Source organism: Cryobacterium melibiosiphilum (assembly GCF_003602235.1).
In the GTDB taxonomy this organism is placed as follows: Bacteria; Actinomycetota; Actinomycetes; order Actinomycetales; family Microbacteriaceae; genus Cryobacterium; species Cryobacterium melibiosiphilum.
In genome coordinates this window covers 21083-46098 of the sequence record NZ_QZVS01000097.1, presented here as the reverse complement: position 1 = coordinate 46098, position 25016 = coordinate 21083, and the positions used below count along the sequence as shown (strand labels likewise).

General features: G+C 67.3%; 25 protein-coding genes and 1 tRNA gene. 24 read left to right on the top strand and 2 right to left on the bottom strand.

Going from position 1 to position 25016, the window contains the following annotated elements; genetic code table 11:
• The first annotated feature begins 275 nt into the window (after positions 1 to 275).
• The 8 genes from ileS to D6T64_RS20680 all read left to right on the top strand — a co-directional run bounded on the left by ileS (position 276) and on the right by D6T64_RS20680 (position 8355).
• Positions 276 to 3671, top strand: a complete 3396-nt coding sequence (gene ileS / locus D6T64_RS20715; protein WP_119976585.1) for an isoleucine--tRNA ligase — start codon at positions 276 to 278, stop codon at positions 3669 to 3671.
• Positions 3664 to 5145 (top strand): bifunctional folylpolyglutamate synthase/dihydrofolate synthase, encoded by a 1482-nt coding sequence (locus D6T64_RS20710; RefSeq protein ID WP_119976584.1) that lies wholly within the window; start codon positions 3664 to 3666, stop codon positions 5143 to 5145. The genes ileS and D6T64_RS20710 overlap by 8 nt, the downstream gene beginning before the upstream one ends.
• A complete protein-coding gene (locus D6T64_RS20705; protein WP_119976583.1) occupies positions 5142 to 5540 on the top strand; it encodes a DUF4233 domain-containing protein in 399 nt (132 codons plus the stop codon). Before D6T64_RS20710 ends, D6T64_RS20705 begins: the two co-directional genes overlap by 4 nt.
• 53 nt (positions 5541 to 5593) lie before the next feature.
• Positions 5594 to 6016, top strand: a complete 423-nt coding sequence (ndk, locus tag D6T64_RS20700; RefSeq protein ID WP_119976582.1) for a nucleoside-diphosphate kinase — start codon at positions 5594 to 5596, stop codon at positions 6014 to 6016.
• Positions 6017 to 6217: 201 nt separating this feature from the next.
• Positions 6218 to 6544: a RidA family protein gene (locus tag D6T64_RS20695; RefSeq protein ID WP_119976581.1), complete on the top strand. Its 327-nt coding sequence runs from the start codon at positions 6218 to 6220 to the stop codon at positions 6542 to 6544.
• A gap of 265 nt (positions 6545 to 6809) precedes the next feature.
• Positions 6810 to 7472, top strand: coding sequence for a pyroglutamyl-peptidase I (gene pcp / locus D6T64_RS20690; protein ID WP_119976580.1), 663 nt, complete (start codon positions 6810 to 6812; stop codon positions 7470 to 7472).
• Positions 7473 to 7477: 5 nt separating this feature from the next.
• Positions 7478 to 7966 carry a DUF1648 domain-containing protein gene (locus D6T64_RS20685; RefSeq protein WP_158594931.1) on the top strand — a complete coding sequence of 163 codons (489 nt, stop codon included), beginning with the start codon at positions 7478 to 7480 and terminating at the stop codon, positions 7964 to 7966.
• 29 nt (positions 7967 to 7995) lie between these two features.
• Positions 7996 to 8355, top strand: coding sequence for a hypothetical protein (locus D6T64_RS20680; RefSeq protein WP_119976814.1), 360 nt, complete (start codon positions 7996 to 7998; stop codon positions 8353 to 8355).
• A gap of 105 nt (positions 8356 to 8460) precedes the next feature.
• On the opposite strand, the gene D6T64_RS20675 is transcribed toward D6T64_RS20680, so the two are convergent.
• Entirely contained in the window at positions 8461 to 9060 is a 600-nt protein-coding gene (locus D6T64_RS20675) for a vitamin K epoxide reductase family protein (protein ID WP_119976578.1), read from the bottom strand.
• Between the two features lie 291 nt (positions 9061 to 9351).
• Between D6T64_RS20675 and D6T64_RS20670 the strand changes: the two genes are divergently transcribed.
• From D6T64_RS20670 to D6T64_RS20655, 4 genes are all read left to right on the top strand, one after another.
• The gene (locus tag D6T64_RS20670; protein WP_119976577.1) at positions 9352 to 12231 is read left to right on the top strand and encodes an Rne/Rng family ribonuclease; all 2880 of its coding nucleotides are present in this window, start codon (positions 9352 to 9354) and stop codon (positions 12229 to 12231) included.
• A gap of 104 nt (positions 12232 to 12335) precedes the next feature.
• Positions 12336 to 13367, top strand: a complete 1032-nt coding sequence (locus D6T64_RS20665; protein WP_119976576.1) for a permease — start codon at positions 12336 to 12338, stop codon at positions 13365 to 13367.
• On the top strand, positions 13360 to 14151 hold the full coding sequence (locus D6T64_RS20660) for a TIGR03943 family putative permease subunit (RefSeq protein ID WP_233551474.1): 792 nt from the start codon (positions 13360 to 13362) through the stop codon (positions 14149 to 14151). The genes D6T64_RS20665 and D6T64_RS20660 overlap by 8 nt, the downstream gene beginning before the upstream one ends.
• Positions 14141 to 15667: an Ig-like domain-containing protein gene (locus D6T64_RS20655; RefSeq protein WP_147364633.1), complete on the top strand. Its 1527-nt coding sequence runs from the start codon at positions 14141 to 14143 to the stop codon at positions 15665 to 15667. The genes D6T64_RS20660 and D6T64_RS20655 overlap by 11 nt, the downstream gene beginning before the upstream one ends.
• Before the next feature lie 86 nt (positions 15668 to 15753).
• Here the strand turns inward: D6T64_RS20655 and D6T64_RS20650 are convergent, their stop codons facing one another.
• Positions 15754 to 16026 (bottom strand): DUF4031 domain-containing protein, encoded by a 273-nt coding sequence (locus D6T64_RS20650; protein ID WP_119976573.1) that lies wholly within the window; start codon positions 16024 to 16026, stop codon positions 15754 to 15756.
• A 248-nt stretch (positions 16027 to 16274) separates the two neighbouring features.
• Here D6T64_RS20650 and rplU point away from each other — a divergent pair, with 248 nt between their 5' ends.
• The 12 genes from rplU (at position 16275) to D6T64_RS20585 (ending at position 24969) form a co-directional block, all read left to right on the top strand.
• Positions 16275 to 16583: a 50S ribosomal protein L21 gene (gene rplU, locus D6T64_RS20645; RefSeq protein ID WP_119976572.1), complete on the top strand. Its 309-nt coding sequence runs from the start codon at positions 16275 to 16277 to the stop codon at positions 16581 to 16583.
• 17 nt (positions 16584 to 16600) lie between these two features.
• The gene (gene rpmA, locus D6T64_RS20640) at positions 16601 to 16858 is read left to right on the top strand and encodes a 50S ribosomal protein L27 (RefSeq protein WP_119976571.1); all 258 of its coding nucleotides are present in this window, start codon (positions 16601 to 16603) and stop codon (positions 16856 to 16858) included.
• A 101-nt stretch (positions 16859 to 16959) separates the two neighbouring features.
• Positions 16960 to 18636, top strand: coding sequence for a GTPase ObgE (obgE, locus tag D6T64_RS20635; protein ID WP_119976570.1), 1677 nt, complete (start codon positions 16960 to 16962; stop codon positions 18634 to 18636).
• The gene (gene proB, locus D6T64_RS20630) at positions 18636 to 19442 is read left to right on the top strand and encodes a glutamate 5-kinase (RefSeq protein ID WP_119976569.1); all 807 of its coding nucleotides are present in this window, start codon (positions 18636 to 18638) and stop codon (positions 19440 to 19442) included. The genes obgE and proB (D6T64_RS20630) overlap by 1 nt, the downstream gene beginning before the upstream one ends.
• Before the next feature lie 120 nt (positions 19443 to 19562).
• Positions 19563 to 20357 carry a glutamate 5-kinase gene (proB, locus tag D6T64_RS20625; RefSeq protein WP_119976813.1) on the top strand — a complete coding sequence of 265 codons (795 nt, stop codon included), beginning with the start codon at positions 19563 to 19565 and terminating at the stop codon, positions 20355 to 20357.
• A 25-nt stretch (positions 20358 to 20382) separates the two neighbouring features.
• Complete coding sequence (locus tag D6T64_RS20620; RefSeq protein WP_119976568.1) at positions 20383 to 21651, top strand: glutamate-5-semialdehyde dehydrogenase; 1269 nt, start codon at positions 20383 to 20385, stop codon at positions 21649 to 21651.
• 59 nt (positions 21652 to 21710) lie between these two features.
• Positions 21711 to 21935 (top strand): hypothetical protein, encoded by a 225-nt coding sequence (locus tag D6T64_RS20615; protein WP_199719250.1) that lies wholly within the window; start codon positions 21711 to 21713, stop codon positions 21933 to 21935.
• 69 nt (positions 21936 to 22004) lie between these two features.
• The gene (gene nadD, locus D6T64_RS20610; protein WP_199719249.1) at positions 22005 to 22607 is read left to right on the top strand and encodes a nicotinate-nucleotide adenylyltransferase; all 603 of its coding nucleotides are present in this window, start codon (positions 22005 to 22007) and stop codon (positions 22605 to 22607) included.
• A complete protein-coding gene (locus D6T64_RS22745; RefSeq protein ID WP_158594930.1) occupies positions 22604 to 23848 on the top strand; it encodes a hypothetical protein in 1245 nt (414 codons plus the stop codon). Before nadD ends, D6T64_RS22745 begins: the two co-directional genes overlap by 4 nt.
• A gap of 85 nt (positions 23849 to 23933) precedes the next feature.
• Entirely contained in the window at positions 23934 to 24311 is a 378-nt protein-coding gene (rsfS, locus tag D6T64_RS20595) for a ribosome silencing factor (RefSeq protein WP_119976564.1), read from the top strand.
• 83 nt (positions 24312 to 24394) lie between these two features.
• Positions 24395 to 24468, top strand: a tRNA-Ala gene (locus D6T64_RS20590).
• A 141-nt stretch (positions 24469 to 24609) separates the two neighbouring features.
• Positions 24610 to 24969, top strand: a complete 360-nt coding sequence (locus tag D6T64_RS20585) for a TIGR02611 family protein (protein ID WP_119976563.1) — start codon at positions 24610 to 24612, stop codon at positions 24967 to 24969.
• Positions 24970 to 25016 lie beyond the last annotated feature (47 nt).

Here is a 25016-nt window from a genome sequence, read left to right as displayed (position 1 = left end):
TTCGCTACACCACGTGCAGCGGATGCACCCCTCTAATCGGCTAGAATTGGCTGCGAATGACAGTGATCCGGCCATCACCGGTGAGTCTTCGGCAGAACAGCGTCGCCAGCCAGGCGGCCGCCCAGTAGAGCCGAACGGGTCGGGCCCGTCACAGCCTCTGAACAAGCGGTCGGCCCCCGGGCCGGCAAGCGAGGTGGTACCGCGGCGATTCCACCAGAATCGTTCGTCCTCGTGGAGCAGGGTTGTCTGCAACCCGTCCCGTCCAGGAGAAGCATTTGTACCCCAAGGATCACACCACGCCGGCCGGCCAGCCGCTGGTTCCCTCGCCAAACTTTCCGCAGCTCGAAACCGAGGTGCTCGAGTTCTGGAAGAACGATGACACCTTCCAGGCCTCCATCGACAATCGAGACGGCGCCGAAGAGTGGACCTTCTACGACGGCCCGCCGTTCGCGAACGGCCTGCCGCACTACGGCCACCTGCTGACCGGGTACGCCAAAGACCTCTTCCCGCGTTTCCAGACCATGCGCGGCAAGCAGGTGCACCGCCGTTTCGGTTGGGACACCCACGGCCTGCCGGCCGAGCTCGAGGCCGAGCGCCGCCTCGGCATCACGGACAAGAGCCAGATCGAAGAGATGGGCCTGGCCGCCTTCAACGCCGTCGCCCGCGAGTCGGTGCTCGAGTACACCAAGGACTGGGAAGAGTACGTCACCCGCCAGGCCCGCTGGGTCGACTTCGAGAACGACTACAAGACCCTCGACATCACCTTCATGGAATCGGTGATCTGGGCGTTCAAGCAGCTGCACACCAAAGGCCTCGCTTACGAGGGCTACCGGGTGCTGCCCTACTGCTGGCGTGACCAGACGCCGCTGTCGAACCACGAGCTGCGCATGGACGACGACGTCTACAAGATGCGCCAGGACCAGACCGTCACGGTCACCTTCCCGCTCATCGGCACCAAGGCCGAGGCCCTCGGCCTGACCGCCGTGCGCGCGCTGGCCTGGACCACGACCCCGTGGACCCTGCCGACCAACATGGCCCTCGCTGTCGGCCCCGAGATCGTCTACGCCGTCGTTCCGGCCGGCCCGAACGGCACCCCCGACGCTGAGGTCGCCCGCGAAGGCTCCGTTGACGCGCCCGTGGTGCTCGGCGCCGAATACCTGATCGCGATCGACCTCGTCGGCAACTACGCGAAGGACCTCGGCTACGACAGCGCGGAGGAGGCCGTCGCATCCGTCTCACGCACCGTCACCGGCACCGAGCTCGAGGGCGTGTCGTACGATCGCCTGTTCGACCACTATGCCGACACCGCCGTCTGGGGCACCGAGAAGGCCTGGCGCTTTCTCGTCGCCGACTACGTCACCACGAGCGACGGAACCGGAATCGTGCATCAGGCGCCCGCCTACGGCGAGGAAGACCAGAAGGTCTGTGAGGCCGCGGGCATCCCGGTCATCATCTCCCTCGACGACGGCGGCAAGTTTCTCGCCGACATCCCCGAGGTCGCCGGCCAGCTCTGGAGTGACGCCAACAAGCCCCTCACCCAGCTGCTCAAGGACCAGGGCCGCCTCATGCGCCAGGCCAGCTACGAGCACTCCTACCCGCACTGCTGGCGCTGCCGCAATCCCCTCATCTACAAGGCCGTCTCGAGCTGGTTCGTGCGCGTCACCGACTTCCGCCCGCGCATGGTCGAGCTCAACCAGGAGGTGAACTGGGTTCCCGAGAACGTGAAGGACGGCCAGTTCGGCAAGTGGATCGGCAACGCCCGCGACTGGTCGATCAGCCGCAACCGCTACTGGGGCTCCCCGATCCCGGTCTGGAAGAGCGACAACGCGAATTTCCCCAGAACGGATGTCTACGGCTCGCTCGACGAGATCGAGGCCGACTTCGGCGTGCGCCCGACCGACCTGCACCGCCCCTACATCGACGAGCTGACCCGACCGAACCCCGATGACCCGAGCGGGCAGTCGACTATGCGGCGCATCACCGACGTGCTCGATGTCTGGTTCGATTCCGGCTCGATGCCCTTCGCCCAGGTTCACTACCCCTTCGAAAACCGCGAATGGTTCGAGGCCCACAACCCCGCCGACTTCATCGTGGAGTACATCGGGCAGACCCGCGGCTGGTTCTACCTGCTGCACGTGCTGTCCACCGCGCTCTTCGACCGGCCCGCGTTCAAGAACGTCGTCAGCCACGGCATCGTGCTCGGCAACGACGGCCAGAAAATGTCGAAGTCACTGCGCAACTACCCCGACGTCAACGAGGTCTTCGACCGCGACGGCGCCGACGCGATGCGCTGGTTCCTGATGAGCTCCTCCGTGCTGCGCGGCGGCAACCTCATCGTCACCGAGGAGGGCATCCGCGAGGGCACCCGCCAGGTGATGCTGCCGCTCTGGAGCACCTGGTACTTCTTCTCGCTCTATGCCAACGCCTCGGGTGCGGACGGGTACGACGCCATCTGGCGCACCGACTCGACCGACGTGCTCGACCGCTACCTGCTCGCCAAGACCCGCGACCTGATCGTCGACGTCACGGCCGACCTCGAAGCCCTCGACAGCACCCTCGCCACCACCCGGCTGCGTGACTTCGCCGACGTGCTCACCAACTGGTACGTGCGCCGTTCGCGTGACCGCTTCTGGACCGGTGCCGCCGAGACCGAGACCACAGAGGCCTTCGACACCCTCTACACCGTGCTCGAGACCGTCTCCCGCGTCGCCGCCCCGCTGCTGCCGCTCGTCACCGAGCGCATCTGGCAGGGCCTGACCGGCGGCCGCAGCGTGCACCTCGAGGACTGGCCAGACCCCGAGTTGTTCCCGGCCGACGACACCCTCGTCGCCACCATGGACCAGGTGCGCCGCATCAGCTCCACCGTGCTGTCGCTTCGCAAGCAGGCCGGCCTGCGCGTGCGCCTGCCGCTTGCGACCCTCACGGTCGTCACGGCGAACACCGCCGCCCTTGCCGAGTTCGAGGGCATCCTGCGCGACGAGCTCAACGTGAAGGCGGTCGTGCTCGTCGAGCTCGCCGACGACAGCGCCGAGAGCTACGGCATCACCTCCAAGCTCAGCATCAACGCCCGCGCCGCAGGCCCCCGCCTCGGCAAGCAGGTGCAGCAGGTCATCAAGGCCGCCCGCGCTGGCGACTGGAGCGAGACCGACGGCGTCGTCACCGCCGGCGGCATCGCCCTCGAAGCCGGGGAGTACGACCTCTCCCTTGAGGTGGACAACAGCTCGGGCGAGAACGACTCCGCCCTCGCGCTTCTGGCCGGCGGCGGATTCGTGCTGCTCGACACCCGCACCACCCCGGTGCTCGAGGCCGAGGGTTTCGCGCGCGACGTCATCCGTGCCGTGCAGGACACCCGCAAGTCCGCCGGCTTCGAGGTCAGCGACCGCATCGGCCTCGACCTGGTCTTCTTCGACGAAGACGATGCGACCTCGTTCGACCTCGCGCAGACCGTCAACGTGGCGGGGGACACCCTCGCCACCCGGTTTGCGACCTATCGGCCGTCGACGGATGCCGCGCTCGGCACCCCCGTGCAGACCGGCACCCCCGCCGAGTGGCTCCCGGGCCTCATCGGCTCCGAGGTCGAGCACTACGTGCGGTTCGAAGCGGAACACTATGTCAACCACGGCGCCTTCATCGTCGCCGTCGCCCGAGTGAATGGACTCGTCAATGTCTGATACGAACGAGCCGTCTTCGAGTGAGCCGAACGACCCCATCGAGCCCACCTTCGACGCGGCCGACGACACCGACGCCGCCGAAGAGGCAGAGCTGAACGCCCTCTCCGATCCCCTTGAGCCGAGCAACACCACCCGGGAGGCCGGCGACGCCGTCTTCGCCGCGCTGCTCGAACGGGTCGGCGAGTCCGCCCCGCGGCCGCGCCTCGAGCCGACCCGCCGGGTCATGGACCTGCTCGGTGACCCGCAGAACTCCTACCCGATCATCCACATCGCCGGCACCAACGGCAAGACCAGCACGAGCCGCATGGTCGAGAGCATCCTGCGCGCCTACGGACTCCGCACCGGGCTGCTCACGAGCCCGCACCTCGTGCGCCTCAACGAGCGCATCGTCATCGACGGCGAGCCGATCACCGACGAGTTCCTCGCCGCGAGCTGGGCCGACATCCAGCCGTACCTGCTCATGGTCGACGCCGAACTGATCGCCGCCGGCGACGAACGACTGACCTTCTTCGAGGCGCTGACCGTGCTCGCGTTCGCGTGCTTCGCGGATGCCCCGGTCGACGTCGCCGTGATCGAGGTCGGCATGGGCGGCGAGTGGGACTCCACCAACGTCGCCGACGGCCAGGTCGCGGTGTTCACCCCGATCGCGCTCGACCATACCCTGCGGCTTGGAACGACCGTGGCGCAGATCGCCCGCACCAAGTCGGGAATCATCAAGCCCACGGCATCCGTCGTCTCGGCCCTGCAGGGTGGCGACGCCCAGGCCGAGCTCGAACGGGCCGTGCAGCTGACCGAGTCGACGCTCGCGATGGAGGGCGACGGCTTCGCGCTGCTCAGCAGCGCCGTGGCCGTCGGCGGGCAGCTCATCACCGTGCGCGGACTCGCCGGCACCTATTCCGACCTGTTCCTGCCGCTCTACGGCACCCACCAGGCGCAAAACGCGATGCTCGCCATCGCGGCGGTCGAGTCGTTCCTCGGCTCCGGTTCGCAGATGCTCGTTGGCGACCTGCTCGCGGAGGGACTCGGCTCGGTCACCTCGCCCGGGCGCCTGCAGCTGGTCGGCATCGAGCCGACGGTGCTCGTCGACGCAGCGCACAACCCACACGGCGCCCTCGCCCTCGCCGCCGCCCTCGAGAGCTACTTCGACTTCGACGAGATCGTCGCCGTGATCGGAATCCTCGCCGACAAGGACGCGCACGGCATCATCGAGGCCCTCTCGCCTCGGGTGACCCGCTTCCACGTCACCCAGCCCCTGTCCGAGCGGGCCGTGCCCGTCGACGACCTGGCCGACCAGATCGCCGGCTGGGTCGGCGATGAGCGCACCTTCCGGTTCGACGAGCTCTCCGACGCCCTTGACAGCGCCCGGGAGTGGGCGGCCGAGGGCACCAAGCGCGCCGTCATCGTGACCGGCTCGATCACCCTCGTCGGGGAAGCCCTCGTGCTCGCCGACGCCGGTGAGTGGATGGCGTCGTGACCGTCACCCCCGACACTCCCGAACCCGCGGGTCGCCGTTCCGGCGGGCCGCGTTCGGTGCGACGCTCGCTCGCGTCGATCGTGCTGGGCTTCGAGGTCATCGTCGTCTTTCTCGGGGCGCTCGTGGCCTTCGGCCTCGACGCGGCCCCGCCGGCGATCGCCCTCGGCGGGGGAGCGGTGCTGTGTGTGCTCTTCGTCGCGACGATCGGCCTGCTGCGCTACCCCTGGTCTTACCCGGTCGGCTGGGCGCTGCAGGCGATCGTCGTCGCGAGCGGATTCCTGGTTCCGGCCATGTTCTTCGTCGGCGCACTCTTCGCCGGCATGTGGGCCTACGCCATGATCACCGGCACCCGGCTCGACCAACACAACTCCGACCAACACAACTCCGGCCAATAACGACCGCTGGCCCTTCCAGACTCACCGAACTCGAATCAACACAAGGAGAACCCATGAGCACCACCGTTGAAGAGACCCTCGTCCTCGTCAAGCCCGACGGCGTCGCCCGCAACCTGACCGGCGAAATTCTGCGCCGCATCGAGGCCAAGGGATACTCCCTGGTCGACGTCAAGCTCGTGCAGGCCGATCGCACCTTGCTCACCCAGCACTACGCCGAGCACGAGGGCAAACCGTTCTTCGGCCCGCTCGTCGAGTTCATGGAGAGCGGCCCCATCGTCGCGTTCCGCGTCGCCGGCAACCGCGTCATCGAGGGCTTCCGATCCCTCGCCGGCACGACCGACCCGTCCAAGGCGGCCCCCGGAACCATCCGCGGCGACCTCGGCCGCGACTGGGGCGTCGCCGTGCAGCAGAACCTCGTGCACGGCTCCGACTCGCCCGAGTCCGCCGCGCGCGAGCTCGCGCTCTGGTTCGACTAGACCACATCTGCTCGAAACAGCGGCGACGAAAACCTCGGTTTTCGTCGCCGCTGTTGTTCTCCCGGTCGCGCCCGATGCGTATGCTGCCGATACCCTGCGCCATCCGAGAGAGCGCCACCCGACAGAATGGACCACCATGACTGCTCAACCGATTGCGATCGATCCACCCGAACTCTTCCACAGCCCGCCTTCGCCCAGGGCATGATCGCCGGCGCCGGGCGCACGCTCTACGTCGGCGGGCAGAACGGCACCGACCGGGCGGGCGCCCTGCTCGACGGGCTCGGCGCCCAGACCGAACAGGCCCTGCGTAACGTGCTCGCCGTGCTGGCCGCGGCCGGCACCGGCCCCGAATACGTCGCCAAGCTCACCATCTACCTCGCCGCCGGAGTCGATCCGAGCGCCGCGTACGGCGCCACGGCATCCGTCTGGGGCAACCGCCGCACCGCCGTGACCGTGCTGGCCATCACCCCCGCACGCGAGGGCGCCCTCGTCGAGATCGAGGCGATCGCCACGATTCCTGAGCCCTGATCCTCGGCACACCGAGCGGACCCCTGCAGTCCCCGCCGACGGATGCCCGGGCCCCCGATCCTGACCGTCGCCACCCCAGGCTCTGAGCCCAAGGGGCCATTTTTGGCTTCTCGTGAGCGAGATACCAAAATATGCCCCGTGAGTCAGCCATCCACCTCGCGGCGGGTCGCCGTCAGCCGCTGCGGGGCCATCCGTTCGCAGGCGGGGCATCCGTTCGCGGGTAGGCAGTCGCGTAGCGTGGAGGCAGACCCACGCAAGGAGCGCCATGCCCAGCACCCGTCCGACCGTTCTGCTCACCGGCTTCGAGCCCTTCGACGGCGAGAGCAGCAACCCCTCGTGGACGACCGTGCAGGCGGTTCAGGCAGGCTGGACCGGCGACGCCGTGGTGCACGCCCGGGAACTCCCCGTTAGTTTCGCCCTGGTCGGCCAGGCCCTTGCCGCCGCGATCAGCGACACGAACCCCGACATCGTCATCTGCGTCGGCCAGGCCGGAGGCGCCGCCGAGATTCGTGTCGAGCGCATCGCGATCAACGTCGACGATGCTCGGATCCCCGACAACACGGGATTGCAGCCCATCGACGAGGCCATCGTCGCTGGTGCACCCGCCGGCCATTTCAGCACCCTGCCGATCAAGGCATCCGTCGCGGCGATCTCAGCCCTGGGCATTCCTGCGGTCGTCTCGCAGACCGCGGGCACCTACACCTGCAACCACGTCTTCTACCTGCTGATGCACCAGCTCGCCCCCGGCATGCGCGGGGGATTCGTGCACGTTCCGTACAGCGCCGAGCAGGCGGCCGGCACCGAACGGCCGTCGCTCCCGATTGCCAGCATGACTGCCGCGATCGCCGCCGTCGTCACGGCGACGCTCGCGAACCGTGACGATGCCCGCATCACCGGCGGCGCCCTGGCGAACGAGATCTCACGCTGATGGGGATGACCTTCGCTTCCCGCCCGCCCGCGAACTTCCACACGTCCGGCCTGGTCCGGCGGCTGCGCTGGTCGGGCCTCGCCGCGGCGGCAATCGCCACGGTGATCGTCGCTGCCGTCTACGGCGGCCTCCCGGAGCAGATTCCCACCCACTTCGGTGCGTCCGGTCAGGCGGATGCCTGGGGGCCCCGATCCAGTGTCTGGCCCCTGTTGGGCGTGTGGCTGCTCGTGCAGGCGCTGCTCGCCTTCCTCTCCACCTGGCCGCGCATGTTCAACTACCCCGTACCGGTGACCGAAGCCAATGCACAACGGCTCTATCGCGACGGCGAAGGCCTCATGGTGTTCATGGGCGTGTCTGTTGCCATCATCTTCACCGGGCTCGTGCTGCTCTCCGTCGGAGCCCCCGGATTTCCGCTCGTCGGCGTGGGCCTGGCCTTCTTGCTGGCCGTGCTCGTGGTCGGGGTGGGCCGGCTGATGCGCAGTCCCTGGGCGTGAGCCACGCTCGCCCGCCTAAGCTAATGCTCATGAATCGTCGTCTCATTGCCCTCGTCGCCGTCCCGTTCCTGTTCCTGCTGGTCGGCTGCAGCCAAGTTCAGGATGCCGCCACCGAGGCTGCGAGTGACGCCGCCTCCCAGGCCGCCGCGGCGGCAGCGGATGCCGTGCAGCAGGAAGTCTGCAGGGTCGCGGCCGACGGCCAGATCAGTGAGCAGGACCAGCAGACGCTGGCCGGCCTGCTCGTGGGCGCCGAGGCCGCCGGGGTGCCAGCGGAGTTCGTCGCTCCGCTGAAAGACATCGCCGAAGCCGGGGACCAACTGCCCGTCGATGCCCTCACGGCGTTGAGCGCCGAGTGCGACGCCGCCGGGACGGCGACGCCCGCCGGCTAGGCCGTCGCGAGCGGAGGACCGGGCGTCAAAACCCGCCACATCGACCTCCCTACGACGACGGAGGCGCAATTCGTCCTCCCGTCGCCGCGCGGGGTGGATCCAGGGCTAGATGCGGCTGAGCACGTCCATGTTCACCTGCGCGACGATCGCGAAGATGATGTAGCAGGCGATCGTCAGCACGAACAGCCAGGAATAGCCCACGCCCGCGACCCGGCGCACCGCGTCCGGCGCCGGAATATTGCCGGTCTTGAGGTTGTAGAGCGTCACCGCGAGAAAGCTCGGAATGGTCACCGACCAGGTGACCATGCACCAGGGGCACAGCACGTCGAGCACGAAGATGCTCTGGTAGATCAGCCAGACCACGAAGGTGATCGCGCCGAGGAGCCCCACGTTCAGGCCGACCCAGAACCACGTCGCGAAACGCGCTCCGGCGAGGATCGCCATGCCGATGGTGATCACGACGCTCCAGGCGGCGAGCCCGATCACCGGGTTCGGAAACCCGAAGATTGCACCCTGCCAGGACGCCAGGTTCGTACTGCAGGAGACCAGGATGCTGAAGTTGCACGACAACTGCGCCGCGGGATTTTCCAGCATCAGGAACTTGTCGATGGTCAGGGCGAACGCAGCCGCGAAGCCGATCACCCCGGCAACGATGAGAAAAATGGCGAGTCCGGTGGGGCGGGTATAGCGGGTGGTATCGGTCACACTCGGATTATGTCAGACCGCAGGGCACGCGCTTCGGCGATTGCATGCGATAATCAAAGCTGTCGTTGAGCCGCGCTCAAGCAGACGCAGAAAAACTTATGGGCAGCAGACGCCCAGATTTTTTTGGTCCCACGACCAAGAGCCAAGATCATCAGCACCGTGCAGCCAGAGCCCAGAGCCGGTTGCAGTAGTAAAAAATTCGCGTTGGATTTGCGCAAGTTTTTCCCTCGCACGAGAGAGTAACCGGTTGGGTGGCGCGGTCGCCTGATCCGGTCAAGGAGCACACCAGTAATGGTGGAAGACAACGAAATCAAAAAACGCAAGAGCCTGTTCGGTTCTCGCAAGAACACGCGACGGGCGCCAGCGACGGCACCCGTCGCCACCCCCGCGGAGGTTGACGGCGCCTCCGCGCGCGCCATCGACCCCACGCATGACCTGGCGTCTACGGGCGCCTCCGAAGGGAACGCTGCCACCGTGAGCGCACCGATCGATACCCCCCAATCTTCTGAAACCCCCAGCTCGTCCGACACGCCGAGCGAGCAGCGGGTGCAGATCGAAGAGGTCATGCCCTACGAGACGGATGCCCCCGCTCCCGTCGCGCCCGTGCGCCGAACCTCCACCTCGCTCCTGTTCCAGGCGCCCGACATCAGTTCGCTGCCTCCGCGGGCGGCGCCTCGTCGGGACAGCTCCGAGATGGACGGCCTTGACCGTGACGACGATGACGACGAGGAAGAGTCGACCCCGACCATCCGTCGCCGGGCTCGTCGCCGCAGCGGCGACGAGGGCCGCGCCGGCCAGGACGACCCCGCGAACACCGTCGTCAAGGTGCGCACCCCGCGCGAACCGGAACTGATCACCGAACCGCAGCGCATCAAGGGCTCCACCCGCCTCGAAGCGAAGAAGCAGCGTCGTCGCGACGGCCGCGACGCCGGACGTCGTCGCCCGGTCATCACCGAGGCCGAGTTTCTCGCCCGCCGTGAATCCGTCGACCGCGTCATGGTCGTGCGCGCTGCGCAGAACAAGATCCAGATCGGCGTGCTCGAAGACGGCGTGCTCGTGGAGCACTACGTCGCCAAGAACCAAGACGCCTCCCTCATCGGCAACGTCTACCTCGGCCGCGTGCAGAACGTGCTGCCGAGCATGGAAGCCGCCTTCGTGGACATCGGCCGCGGCCGCAACGCCGTGCTGTACTCCGGTGAGGTCGACTGGGATGCCGCCGCCGAGAACTCCTCGAACGGCAACACCGCCCGTCGCATCGAACTGGCCCTGAAGCCCGGTGACAAGGTGCTCGTGCAGGTCACCAAGGACCCGATCGGCCACAAGGGTGCCCGCCTCACCAGCCAGGTCTCGCTGCCCGGCCGCTACCTCGTCTACGTGCCCAACGGTTCGATGAACGGCATCAGCCGCAAGCTTCCCGACACCGAGCGGGCCCGCCTGAAGAAGATCCTCAAGGAGGTCCTGCCCGAGAACGTGGGCGTCATCGTGCGCACCGCCGCCGAGGGCGCGACCGACGAGCAGCTCACCCTCGACGTGAACCGGCTGACCGCGCAGTGGGCCGACATCGCCCGCCAGGTCGAGACCGTCACGGCACCCGCGCAGCTGCACAGCGAGCCCGACCTGCTGATCAAGATCGTGCGCGACGTCTTCAACGAGGACTTCCAGAAGATGGTCGTCTCGGGAGATGAGTCTCGCCAGACCATCGAAACCTACCTCGGCCAGATCGCGCCCGACCTCGTCGAGCGCGTGCAGAACCACGTCAGCGAGCAGGACGCCTTCGACGAATACCGCATCACCGAGCAGATCGAAAAGGCCCTCGACCGCAAGGTCTGGCTGCCCTCGGGCGGTTCGCTCGTCATCGACCGCACCGAGGCGATGACCGTCGTCGACGTCAACACCGGCAAGTTCGTCGGTTCGGGCGGAAACCTCGAAGAGACCGTCACGAAGAACAACCTCGAAGCGGCCGACGAGATCGTGCGCCAGCTGCGCCTGCGCGACATCGGCGGCATCATCGTCGTCGACTTCATCGACATGGTGCTCGAGACCAACCGCGACCTCGTGCTGCGCCGCCTCATCGAATGCCTCAGCCGCGACCGCACCAAGCACCAGGTCGCCGAGGTCACCTCGCTCGGCCTCGTGCAGATGACCCGCAAGAAGCTGGGCCTGGGCCTGCTGGAGTCCTTCAGCGAAAACTGTGAGGCCTGCGCCGGTCGCGGAATCGTCATCCACCACGACCCCGCCGTCGCACACCGCCAGACCGCCCAGCCGCCGATGGAACGCCGCCCGCGTACCAAGAGCGGAAACACGAACAACAACGGCAGCAACAACTCGGGCAACGGCAACGGCAACGGCAACGGCAACGGCAACGGCAACGGCAACGGCAACGGGCGCGGCAACGGCAACGATGTCGCGAACAACGGCGCACACTCCGACACGGCCAAGACCAACGGCGGCACCCACGGAATCACCGAGGACGCCAAGAACGCCCTCGCGCTGATCGCCGCCCGCACCATCGTTCGCCCGATCACCGAGAGCATCGCGGTCATCGAGACCGTCATCGAATTGCCGACGGCCTCCGACACCGCGCCCGACACCGCCGAGACCGTGACGACCGAGACCGTGACGACCGAGACGTTCGAGACCGCGACCGCTGAGACCGACACGGCGACGGATGCCCCGGCTCGCTCCGGTCGTTCTCGCGGCGATCGCGCACGCGGCTCCGACCGGGGCCGTAACCGGCGCGGCAACGCCGACCGCAACCAGGACGACCGCAACCAGGGCGACGGTTCCAGCGTCGACGTGGCCGCGGCATCCGTTGAGCGGGCACCGGAACCGGTGGCCACAGAGGCGCCGGTGAAGCAGGCGCCATCCCGCCGCGCGTCGAGCCAGGACGTTCCGGAACGTCAGCACGCACCCGAGGTCGCGCCCAGCCAGCACGCCGAACCGGTCGAGCAGATGGCGATTCTCGACATCCCGGTCAAGAAGTCGCAGCGCACCCGCCGTCCGGTCAGCAAGCAGCTGACCGACCAGCTGCTCGATTCGGTGCTCGACGCCCTGCCCGAGCCCAAGCAGCCCGGCCAGGGACGTGCCCGCAGCCGCCGCGTGACGACCGCCGGCGGATCGACGGCCACGGCGCAGCCGATCGTCTTCCCGTCCCGCGACGCGCAGAGCTAACGAGCACCTATCAGGATGCACCGGGGAACGCCCGGCACGGTCACCGTGCCGGGCGTTGCTGACGCCGCCGGCCGGTCGAGCCCGTTCCCGACGACGGGCCGAGGATGCTGAACCCGCGGTCGCCGCTTCGCCGCGTGCCGACCGGGGTCTGGATCGGCCTCGCCGTCGTCGCCCTCGTCTTCGCGGTGCGGGCCATTTCGCCAGCACTCTCAGGCTGGGGCCAGGAGGGCAGCCCCTGGGCCCTGCCTGACCGGGTGCAGGACACCCTCACGCTCGCCCTCAGCGTCATCATCGAGTCGGTCCCGTTCGTGCTGCTCGGAATCCTGCTCTCCTCGGTCGTTCAGGTCTGGCTGCCGCACGGCCTGCTCGTGCGCTACCTGCCCCGAAACCCGGCGCTTCGCCGTATGTGCATCTCCCTGCTCGGCATGTTCTTCCCGGTCTGCGAGTGCGGCAACGTGCCGCTGGCCCGCGGCTTCATGGTCGGCGGCTTCACCGTGCCCGAGTCGATCACCTTTCTGCTCGCCGCGCCGATCCTCAACCCGATCACCATCATCACCACCCACCAGGCCTTCGGCTGGGACAGCGGAATCCTGATCGGCCGCCTCGCCGGTGGGTTTCTCATCGCCAACCTCGTCGGCTGGCTGTACAGCCGCCATCCCGACCCGCAGAGCCTGCTCACCCCCGCGTTCGCGGCGGCCTGCGAGCGCCCGGTCGGCGGCCACGACCACGCCCACAGTCGACTCAACCGCACGACCGAGATCTTCGTGCGCGAGACATCCGTCATCATGCCCGCGCTCTTCATCGGCTCCTTCATCGCCGCGATCACGCAGGTCTTCGTGCCGCGCTCGGTTCTGCTCGCTCTCGGGGCCAACCCGGTCTGGTCCGTCCTGGCGATGATGGGGCTGGCCTTCATCGTGGCCGTTTGCTCGAACGTGGACGCCTTCTTCGTGCTGTCCTTCGGCAGCACGTTCATGCCCGGCGGTATCGTCGCGTTCCTCGTTTTCGGAGCCATGGTCGACGTCAAGATGCTCGCCCTCATGCGCACGACCTTCACGACCAGGACGCTCATCCAGATCACAACGATCGTGGGGCTCATGAGTGCCGCGATCGGATTGCTGGTGAATTACATTGCCTAAGCTCCGCCCTCGAACTCGCTCGGCCGGCCCTCGTTTCAGCTTCGGCTATTTCGCTACCCGCTGGCAGGGCGTGATGCTCTGCCTCGTCGCCGTCGTGGCGACGATCTGGCTGGGGCTCAGCGGGCAGCTCGGCCTCTACATTCATCCGCGCTACTTCGGGTTCACCCTGGTCATGGCCGTGATCGGGCTCGGCCTGGTGATCGCCGGCTTCGGCCTGCGGGAAAAGTTCGAGACCCCGAAGACCGGCCGCGCCGAGGCCGGGCTCACCGTCGTCGGGGTGGTGCTGCTCGCCGTGATCGGCGTCGCCACCATCGTCGTCCCGCCGACTACCCTGACCAGCGCGACTGCGTCCCAGCGGGAGATGAACTCGGGCGGTGTCGCCGCGGAGGCCGATGCCGACGAAGCCGCCGCCCTCATCGGCACCGGCGACTTCGAATCCCTGACGGTCAAGGAGTGGGTGTCGCTGCTCAAACAGTCGTCCGACCCGCACTTCTACGCCGACAAGACCGCCCAGATCACCGGCTTCGTCAGCCCCGACGCGAACGACCCCGAGAACGTCTTCTACGTGGCCCGATTCGTGGTCACCTGCTGCGCCGTCGACGCGACACCGATCGGCGTGCCCGTGTACCTGCCGGACTGGCAGTCGACCTATGAGCCCGACCAGTGGGTGCAGGTGACCGGCCGTCTCGCGATCAACCCCAGCGCCCGCGTGACCGAGCCACTCGCGATCGATCCCGTCGAAATCCTCGAGGTCGACCAGCCCGATGACCCCTATGTCTACTGACCACCGGTCTACTGACCACCTGTCTCCTGACCACCCGTCTGCGCACGCCGAGCCGGTGCCGACCGCGCTGACGGATGCCCCCACTCCCGGTTCCGCGCGCGGCTTCCGGCTCGCGCTCTGGTCGATCGTCACCGTGTTGACGCTGGTCTGCGCCGGGCTCGTGGCCGTGAACCTGCTCAACGGTCCTCGCCTGCTCGGCTTCGACGTCGACCCGGCGGGAGTCGTCGCGAGCGCGAACCAACGCCTGGTGCTCGAAACCAACCAGCAGCTCGACGCCGTGACGGCGGAGCAGGTCACGCTGCTGCCGGCGGTGCCGATCAGCGTGGACACCAGCACGGATTCGATCATCATCTCGTTCCCGCAGCCGCTCGCCTACAACACCGACTACACCGTGACCGTTACCGGGGCCACTGGGTCGGCGACCGGGCAGTCCTCCGACTTCGAGGTCGCGTTCGCGACCGAGGAACCAGCCCTCTTCTACCTGAGCCGCGGGGCTGCCCCCGATGCTGCCACGGGCGCCGCCAAGCAGCCCGATCGCATCCTGCGCACGCTGATCGGCTCGAACGAGACCGAACCGGTGTTCGAGGCACCGTATATTCAGGAGTTCGTGCCGATCGGCGCCGAACTGGCCGTCGTGACCCTGAACGCCGACCTCAGCAGCACCCTCACCCGCGTGGACAGCGAGGGGGTCGCATCCGCTCTGACGCTGCCCGGCGGCGGCGGCGTTCAGGACCTCGAGGCCGCGCCGGGGGAGTCGCTGCTCGGCTTCAGATTCACCAGCACGACGGATGCCTCCGGCCCCGTCTACGAGAACAGCCTCTTTCTGTTCGACCTCGCCACCGGCGTCGCCGACCCGGTGCTCGGCCTCGACGCCGAACCGGTGCAGGCCATCGACTGGGGGTTCATGCCCGGCCGGGCAGAACTCGTCGCCCAGCTGTACGACACCACCGTGCTCCTCATCGATCCGCTGGTCGAATCGATCGAGGCCGACGGCCAGCTGCCCGAACCGATCCCGCTCGGCCAGTTCTCCGCGCTCACGGCCTTCGCCCCCGACGGCCTGCGCATCGCCGTCTCCACCGCGAACGCGCAGTTTGTGCTCGACCTCTCCCAGGGCACCGAAGACGCCCTCGCTGCCGAAAGCGTCGTCGGCACCACCCGGTACACCGCCGGCCTGCAGTTTCTCGCCGGGGGAGACGGCTTCGTGCAGCGCCTCGCCGAGTTCGATCCGGACACCGGGCAGGTGCGGCAGAGCCTGACCCTCGTCAGTGGCGGAGAACAGCCGGGCGGCGAGGAGCGTGTCGTCTACGCCCCCACTTCGGGAGCGGAATCGATCGTGGCTTTCAGCGTCTCGCCCAACGACCAGTACCTGGCCGTGCAGATCGAGCCCAACCGCGACACCGCTGAAAGCGACGGCTACCCCTTTGAGGCGCAGGCGACGGATGCTACGACACTGTTCGTGAACATCGCGACCGGCCAGATCACCCGCAGCGTCGTCGGCTTCGCTGCGACCTGGTAGACCGAATCCGCTGGTTGAACCGCTGGTTGAGCGTGAGCTCGCGAGCGTCGCAACCTGGTGAGTCGACCTGCAGAGCCGGGTGATGTCTAGCGTCCGCGCCGCTCCCGGGCGGTGATCCGCAGGCCACTACCCACCAGGCGGGTGACGAGCTGCCGGTATGTCACCGGCAGGGCTCCTGCGGCCACCAGCTCGGCGTAACGGTCCTGCGGCACGTCGTAGTGGTCCCGATCGAAGCTGCGCCCGGGCAGGCCCGCAGCGGCGGCGAAGGCGTGCAGTTCCGACAAAGATTCGTCACTCACGACGTGTCCCCACACGGTTCCGTGCGCGGGCCAGCTAGGCTGATCGATGAGTATGGTCATGGTGAGAGTGTAATTCGCTCCCGATCACGACTCACCGCGCCCCAGTTTGACCGGGCGGGGTTGTTCAGGTAAAGTCGACCCTTGGTGTGCGTTGGGCTTAAAGTCCGCGAGATTACGCCAACGGTTTTCTGATTCAACGATTTTCTGATTGTTATGTGCCTTCCGGCCCGTTCCACGCAGGAACTCACATAGAACAGTGACTTCCATAAAATCGAGGCCTCGCGGCCTCCCAGAGATTGGTACGTAAAGTGGTTTACGCAGTTGTGCGCGCCGGTGGGCGGCAGGAGAAGGTAGAGGTCGGCACCATCGTAACGATGGACCGAATCAAAGCCGACAAGGATAGCATCGTCGAGCTGGCCGCTGTGCTCCTCGTCGACGGCGACAAGATCACCTCCGACGCGGCCTCGCTGGCCAAGGTCAAGGTCACCGCAGAGGTTTTGAACAACCTTCGCGGCCCGAAGATCGTCATCCAGAAGTTCAAGAACAAGACCGGTTACAAGAAGCGTCAGGGGCACCGCCAGGAGCTCACTCGCGTTCAGATCACCGGCATCGTCTAGGCCTAGGAGAAGAACAGATGGCTCATAAAAAAGGTGCGAGTTCCAGCCGTAACGGCCGCGACTCCAATGCACAGCGTCTCGGTGTCAAGCGCTTCGGCGGCCAGGTTGTCGGTGCGGGCGAGATCATCGTTCGCCAGCGCGGCACTCACTTCCACCCCGGCGTGAACGTCGGACGTGGCGGCGACGACACCCTCTTCGCTCTCGCCCCGGGTTCGGTTGAATTCGGAGCAAAGGGTGGCCGCAAGGTCATCAACATTGTGGTGGCTGCCGCGTAGGCATCCACTTTTGTACGAACGTGAGGGCGGGCTTCGGTCCGCCCTTACGTGTTTCTCCGTGTTTCTGCAGAAAGTTTTTCGCCACCTGAAAGGGGCCACCAATGGCCACGTTTGTTGACCACGTGACGCTGCACTTGCGAGCGGGTAACGGAGGCAACGGCTGTGTCTCGGTAAAGCGGGAGAAGTTCAAGCCTCTCGCCGGCCCCGACGGCGGCAACGGCGGTGACGGCGGCGACCTCGTTCTCGTCGCCGACCAGAGCACCACGACGCTGCTCGGTTACCACCGTTCACCCCACCGCAGCTCCGAAAACGGCGGCCCCGGAATGGGTGACCATCGCAACGGCGGCAACGCCGACATTCGCGAACTCCTCGTTCCGATCGGCACCGTCGTCAAGGACATGGAGGGCAACGAGCTCCTCGACATGGACGAGCACGGCCTGCGCCTCGTCGTGGCCCCGGGTGGCCAGGGCGGGCTCGGCAACGCCGCGCTGTCCTCCACCAAGCGCAAGGCCCCCGGCTTCGCGCTGCTCGGCACCCTCGGCTTCGAGGGCGATGTCTACCTCGAGCTCAAGACTGTCGCCGACGTCGCCCTCGTCGGCTACCCCTCGGCCGGTAAATCCAGCCTGATCGCGGCGATGTCCGCGGCCAAGCCGAAGATCGCCGACTACCCCTTCACGACCCTGCACCCGAACCTCGGTGTCGTCGACGCCGGTGAGACGCGCTACACCGTCGCCGACGTTCCCGGCCTGATCGAGGGCGCGAGCGAGGGCAAGGGCCTCGGCCTCGAGTTCCTCCGCCACGTCGAACGCTGCACCGCCCTGCTGCACGTGCTCGACTGCGCCACCCTCGAACCCGGCCGCGACCCGCTCAGCGACCTCGACGTGATCCTCGGCGAACTCGGCGCCTACCCGGTGCCCGAAGGCCAGAAGCCGCTCCTGGAGCGCGCCCAGCTCGTCGCCCTGAACAAGATCGACGTTCCTGAAGGCCGTGACCTGGCGAACTTCGTGCGCGCCGACCTCGAAGCCCGCGGCTACCGCGTCTTCGAAATCTCCACGGTGACCCACGAGGGGCTCAAGGGCCTCAACTACGCCCTCGCCGAGGTTGTCGCCGCCGGCCGCGTCGAAACGGCCGCAGCCGAAGCGAAGAAGCCGCGCATCGTCATCCGCCCCCGCCCGATCGACGACGGCGGTTTCACCGTGCGCGTCGAGGGCGGCTCGTTCGGCAACATCTACCGCATCCTGGGCACCAAGCCGGAACGCTGGATCCAGCAGACCGACTTCACCAACGACGAAGCCGTGGGCTTCCTGGCCGACCGTCTCGCCAAGCTCGGCATCGAGAACGAGCTCTACAAGGCCGGCGCCATCAGCGGCTCGACCGTCATCATCGGACCGGGCCACGGCGTGGTCTTCGACTGGGAGCCCACGCTCACCTCCACGGCGGAGCTCATCACCGCTCCGCGTGGAACGGATGCCCGCCTCGATGAGCCCAAGCGCCGCACCAGCAACGAACGCCGCACCGAGTACTTCGGCCGCATGGATGCCAAGGCGTCCGCACGTGCCGAGCTCATCCGTGAGCGCGAAGCGGGCATGTGGCAGACCGGCGAAGAAGAGCAGAACGAAGACGTGCGCTTGGGGGCGACGGATGCCGCGGACACGCCTGACGGCGTCACCGACGTCCCCGAGTCTGTCGACGCGGAGAGCACGCCGGAAGCGGAAGCGGAAGCGGAAGCTGACACCGAGGCCGCAGAGACGGTCGACGCCACAACGGAGGACAAGTAATGCCCGGTTTACTGCGCGAAAACGTGGCCATCGCCAAACGGATCGTCGTTAAAGTCGGCTCGTCTTCGATCAGTGGTGACAACGCCGACCAGATCACCCCGTTGGTCGACGCCCTCGCCGAGGCCTACGGTCGCGGCACCGAGGTGGTGCTGATCTCCTCCGGCGCCGTTGCGACCGGGATGCCGTTCCTGAACCTCGACGAGCGCCCCGTCGACGTGGCCACCCAGCAGGCCGCTGCGGCGGTGGGCCAGAACGTGCTCATCTTCCGTTACCAGGACAGCCTCGACCGCTACGGCATCGCCGCGGGCACCGTGCTGCTGACTGAGGGCGACATTCTCAAGGAACCGCACCGCAGCAACACCCGGCGCGCCCTCAACCGGCTGCTCGACCTGCGCATTCTGCCGGTCGTCAACGAGAACGACACCGTGGCCGTCTACGGCCTGCGCTTCGGCAGTAATGACCGGCTCGCCGCTCTCGCGTCGACCCTCATCGACGCCGACCTGCTGATCATGCTGAGTGACGTCGATGCGCTGTACTCCAAGCCGCCGCACCTGCCGGGAGCGGTGAAGCTCGATTTCATCGCCCACGACGACCCGCTCGACAGCTTCGAGTTCAGCTCGAGCGGAGCGACCGGGGTCGGCACCGGGGGAGCGAGCACCAAGGTCGTCGCCGCGCGTCTCGCGACGGCGGCCGGCACCGCGGTGCTCGTCACGAGCACCGACCTCGCCGCCGAAGCCATTCGCGGCGAGCACGTGGGCACCTGGTTCGAGCCCACCCCGACCGCAGTCAGGCGTGCGCTGCTCTAACCGTTCGGTCGACACGTGCCGCAGTCGCGGCACGCGTTCGAGCGGGCGGGCTCAGCGATTCGGATTCATCCTGCACGGCTCGGGTGTGCCCACGGGCGGGGGCGCACCGTGGGCGGCCTGATGCGCGACCAAATCTCCGGCGCTGCGCGCATCGTGGTCAAGGTCGGGTCGTCGTCGATCTCCGGCGAGAATGCCGGCCAGATCGCCGCGCTCGTTGATGCCCTCGCGGAGACGCACCTCCGCGGCGCCGAGGTTGTGCTGGTGTCCTCAGGCGCCATCGCCATCGGCATGCCGTACCTCAACCTGCAGACCCGACCGACCGACCTGGCGACGCAACAGGCCGCGGCATCCGTCGGCCAGAACCTGCTTGTCTTTCGGTACCAGGACAGCCTCGACCGCTACGACATCGTCGCCGGCCAGGTTCTGCTCACCGCGCACGACCTGGAGAATTCCGCACACCGCGGCAACGCGCAGCGGGCCATGGAGCGCCTGCTCGGCCTGCGGATCATGCCGATCGTCAACGAGAATGACACCGTTGCGACCCACGAAATCCGTTTCGGCGACAACGACCGGCTCGCCGCACTCGTGGCCACGCTGATTCAGGCAGACCTGCTCGTGCTGCTCAGCGACGTGGACGCCCTCTACACCAAGCCCCCGCACCTGCCCGGTGCCGAGCGCATCGTGCACGTCGATGCCGGTGATCCGCTGCCCGGCATGGTCTTCTCCGCCGCCGGCCCCTCGGGCGTGGGCACTGGGGGAGCGAGCACCAAGGTGACCGCGGCCCGCATCGCGGCCGCCGCGGGCACCGCCGTGCTCGTGACCTCGACCGGCCTCGTGGCCGAGGCGCTGCGCGGCGACCACGTCGGAACCTGGTTCGAGCCGTCTCCCACAGCCTGGGGCCGCCAGCGTCCCTGAAGGGGGGCCGTGTAAACTCGGGTGCATGTTGCAGCCGCTGACCGAAATCGCACCGCTCACACCGACTCTCGAGGCCGCCCGCCGTGCCTCACTGAAACTCGCTTCCGCTCCGACCGAAGTGAAGAACCAGGCCCTGGCCGCCATCGCCGCCGGGCTCCGCACGAACTCCGCCGAGATTATCGCCGCGAATGAGATCGACCTCGCTACCGGCGTCGCGAAGGGCATCTCCGCCGGCCTGCTCGACCGACTCACCCTCGACGCGCCGCGCGTCGCCGACCTCGCCGACGCCGTCGAGGCCATCATCGGCCTCACCGACCCGATCGGCACGGTCGTGCGCGGCAGCAGCCTGCCCAACGGCATCAAGATCAGCCAGGTGCGGGTGCCGTTCGGCGTCGTCGGCGTGATCTACGAGGCCCGCCCGAACGTGACCGTGGACATCGCCGCGATCGCCCTGAAGAGTGGCAACGCTGCCGTGCTCCGCGGCGGATCGGCCGCCGAGAACACCAACCGGGTACTCGTCGCCGTCGTACAGGCCGCGATCGAAAGCGCCGGCCTGCCCGCGGAAAGCGTGCAGACCATCGATCCCTTCGGTCGTGCCGGAGCCACCGAGCTCATGAAGTCCCGTGGCTACGTCGACGTGCTGATTCCGCGCGGCAGCGCGAACCTCATCAACACCGTCGTGACCGAGTCCACGGTGCCCGTCATCGAAACCGGCGCCGGCGTCGTGCACGTCTACCTCGACGAGAGCGCACCCGAGCAGTGGGCGATCGACATCGTGCACAACTCCAAGACCCACCGCCCGAGCGTCTGCAACGCCCTCGAAACCCTGCTCGTGCACCGCCACGCGGCCGCGCGCCTGCTACCGGCCGTGCTCGACAAGCTCACCGCATCGGGTGTCACCATCCACGCGGATGCCCGCGCCCGCGCCCTCTACCCGGCGGCGGTTCCCGCAACCGAGGAAGACTGGTCCACCGAATATATGAGCCTCGACATCTCGGTGAAGATCGTGGATTCCCTCGACGAGGCGATCGCGCACATCCGTCGGTATTCGACCGGTCACACCGAATCCATCATCACCAACGACCTGTCGAACGCTGAGCGTTTTCTGAACGAGGTGGATTCGGCATCCGTCATGGTGAACACCTCGACCCGCTTCACCGATGGCGGCGAATTCGGCTTCGGTGCCGAGGTGGGCATCTCGACGCAGAAGCTCCACGCCCGTGGCCCGATGGGGCTGCCCGAGCTCACGAGCACCAAGTGGGTTGTGCGCGGCTCGGGACAGGTGCGCGCGTAGCCGCCACTAGGATGGGCTTGACGGCTTATGCCTCATAATTTTTGTCTGAAGGAGATCCCATGTCGTTTGTGACCGCTGCGTTTGTGACCAGCCTGCTGGCCGAAGCCGAGCACACTGTCGTTGAGCTGCCCCTGCCGCTGCTGACCTACCCGGCGGTCGCGCTCGTGCTGTTCGTGGCCCTGGCCGGCGTGCTGTGGAGCTACCGCGACGTCGCGAACCGCCACAGCGCCAAGGCCGAGGCCTACGCCAAGGCACATGGCGGCGGCGCGGCGGGCGGGCACTGAGCCTCTCGTTGCTCGGCACCCCATGCTGAACCCCTGCTCGCTTGACCTCTCCCTGCCCACTACGGCGTGGTGACCTCACTGACGACCCGTCGCCCGCGAATCGGCGTGATGGGCGGCACCTTCGACCCCATCCACCACGGTCACCTGGTGGCTGCGAGCGAGGTCGCTCAGAGTTTCGACCTCGACGAGGTCATCTTCGTGCCGACCGGTCAGCCGTGGCAGAAGCACGGCGTGACCCAGGGGGAGCACCGCTACCTGATGACGGTCATCGCGACCGCGTCGAACCCGCGGTTCACCGTCAGTCGGGTCGACATTAGCCGCACCGGACCGACCTACACGATCGACACCCTGCGCGACCTGCACGCCGAGCGCCCCACCGCCGAGCTGTTCTTCATCACCGGTGCCGACGCCATCACCCAGATCCTCGGCTGGAAAGACGTGCAGGAACTGTGGGAACTCGCGCATTTCGTCGCTGTGAGTCGTCCGGGTCATGAGTTGAGCGTTTCGGGTTTACCCAACCAAGACGTAAGCTTGCTGGAGGTTCCGGCTCTGGCCATTTCGTCCACTGACTGCCGGGCACGTGTGAACCGGGGCTTCCCGGTCTGGTATCTGGTCCCCGACGGGGTTGTCCAGTACATCTCAAAGCATCACCTGTATCGGAGTGTGGCATGACGTTGGGCAATGACCCGCAGCCACTGACACGACGCCAAGCTCGCGAGCTGGCCGACAGTCAGGCGAAGGCGTCGACCGACCACCACGGCCGTCATCCCGCTGACACCGGCACGCCCGAAGCGACGAAGACGGCAGCGGATGCCGCCCCCGCTGCCCCGAAATCGGCCAAGGCCGCGCGCCGCGCACGCAGCCTTGACGCTGCGGCGGCGAAAAAGCCCGACGCGGTCGTTCCGTCTCCTGCTGCAGCACAGCCTGCTGCCGCCCCGCCCGTCACCCCCGCGAAACCTGCCCCCGCGAAGCCTGCTGCGGCGACGCTGCCCAGCGCGGCAGAAGCGCCGGTCACAACGGAACGCACCTACACGCGCCGGGAAGCGCGCGCACGCGATGCCGCCGCGCACTCCGGCGCTGACACCGAGGAGGCGCCACCGAGCCCGGCCTCCGCTCCGGAGCCGATTCCGGCGGCCACGCCCGCTCCCATTGTTCGGACTCCCGTTGTTCAGGCTCCCGTTGTTCAGACTCCCGTTGTTCAGACTCCCATTGTTCAGGCCGCGACGCCCGTGCGTCCGCCGATGACGCGCCCCTCCGCTCTGCGGCCGTCGCCGGTGCGTCCTCCCACGCCCGTCGCAGTCGATGACAGCGTGCCGATCCCGCCGGTGCCGGCCAGTCACGGCCGTGCCGCGGCAACGCGGGAGGCCAGCCCGACGCCAGCGCCCTTCGACGCCAGCCGCCTCCCCGGCCTGCACCCGCCCGTCGGGCACTGGTCCGTCGACCGTGACGACGACGACCTGCCGAGCGACGGGCGACTCGAACCCTTCGACCAGCTCATGGCCCGCGGCCTCGGTGCCGGCGGAATCCCGACGACGACGAACGCCCTGATTCTTCCCTCCATTCCCAACCAGGGGTCCACGTCAGGACCGCTCACCGATTCCGGTGAGATTCTGATCACCGGTTCGTTTGATCTTCCCCGCAGCCTGGGGTCGACGGGGCAGCTGCCCAACCACTTCGACTCGTCGGAGATGGACCACATGCTCGACCAGTTCGACGACGACGGCGCCCCGGGTGCTGCTGCACCGGTCAGCGCCAGTCGTGCCGTGAGCACTCACGCCTCCACACGCAATGTGATGGCGGCTCCCAAGCGGCGTATGCCTTCGCTTCCGGCGGTGCTGGCCATCACGGCTGCGGTGCTCGCGCTCGGGGTGCTGGCGTTGTTCGTCGGCGGCTACCTGCTCAATATTTTCTAGGCAACCACTACTTTCCGGCATCCGCTCGCGGCTGCCACGTTCGACTTCACTCGTTTCGCTCTTCAAGACTCAAGGATTTAACTTTATGACCGCTACGCCCCACGCACACGAGCTCCTCCAGGTGGCCGTTCTCGCCGCTGACGACAAGGGTGGCGAAAACCTCGTCGCCCTGGACGTGTCGAACCCGCTTCCGCTGGCCGACATCTTCTTCATGGTCACGGGACGCTCCGAGCGCAACGTGATCGCCATCGCCGGTGAAATCGAGGACAAGCTCATCGAGGCCGGCCACAAGCCGCTGCGTCGCGAGGGGCGCACGGCGGGCCGCTGGGTTCTGATAGACTTTGGGGACTTGGTGGTGCACGTTTTCCACGAGGAAGAGCGCGAGTACTACGGTCTCGAGCGCTTGTGGAAGGATTGCCCGGTCATCCCGATCGAGCTTCCGGTTCACGGAGTTCAGGACTAATCCTTCGGATTGGCTCGAATTCGCTTTTCGTAGAAAATGTAGTAGTCTAAACAAGTTGTTTCGGAGAGATTCGAAACAAGTTTGGGTCCATGGCGCAGCCCGGTAGCGCACCTGCATGGCATGCAGGGGGTCAGGGGTTCGAATCCCCTTGGATCCACACCCAAGAAATATGCACGACAGATCATCAACTAAGCCCCGACTTCGGTCGGGGCTTTTTTGTACCCGATCCACGGTTCTTCCCAGCACGGTTCTTTCCAGCCTGGTTCGTCTTCCCAGCCTCGTCGCCTAAATTAGACGGATGTCCCCGAACCTCAACGCGTCGGTCACGCGTGCCGCAGACCCGCAGCGGGGATTCCGCCGCGCACTGCACCGGGCACGGGCCCGGGTTGAACGTCATCCGCACCTGCGCTGGCTCTATCGCGCGGCGGTCGCTGTGCTCGGCGTGGTCATCGTCGTGGTCGGTATCGTTCTCATTCCGCTACCCGGACCCGGCTGGCTCATCGTCTTTGTCGGCCTGGCCACCCTTGGGACCGAGTTCCCGGCGGCACATCGCCTCGCGGCGGGGCTCACGCGCATCCTGACCCGCGCCCTCGCCTGGTGGCGCGAGCGCCGTGCCGCCCGGGCGGCGTCCCAGCGCCGGGATACCGTCGACACCTAGTCGTCCGCAGTGCCAGGCCCCCGTCGCGACACCGTGACACGGCCGCA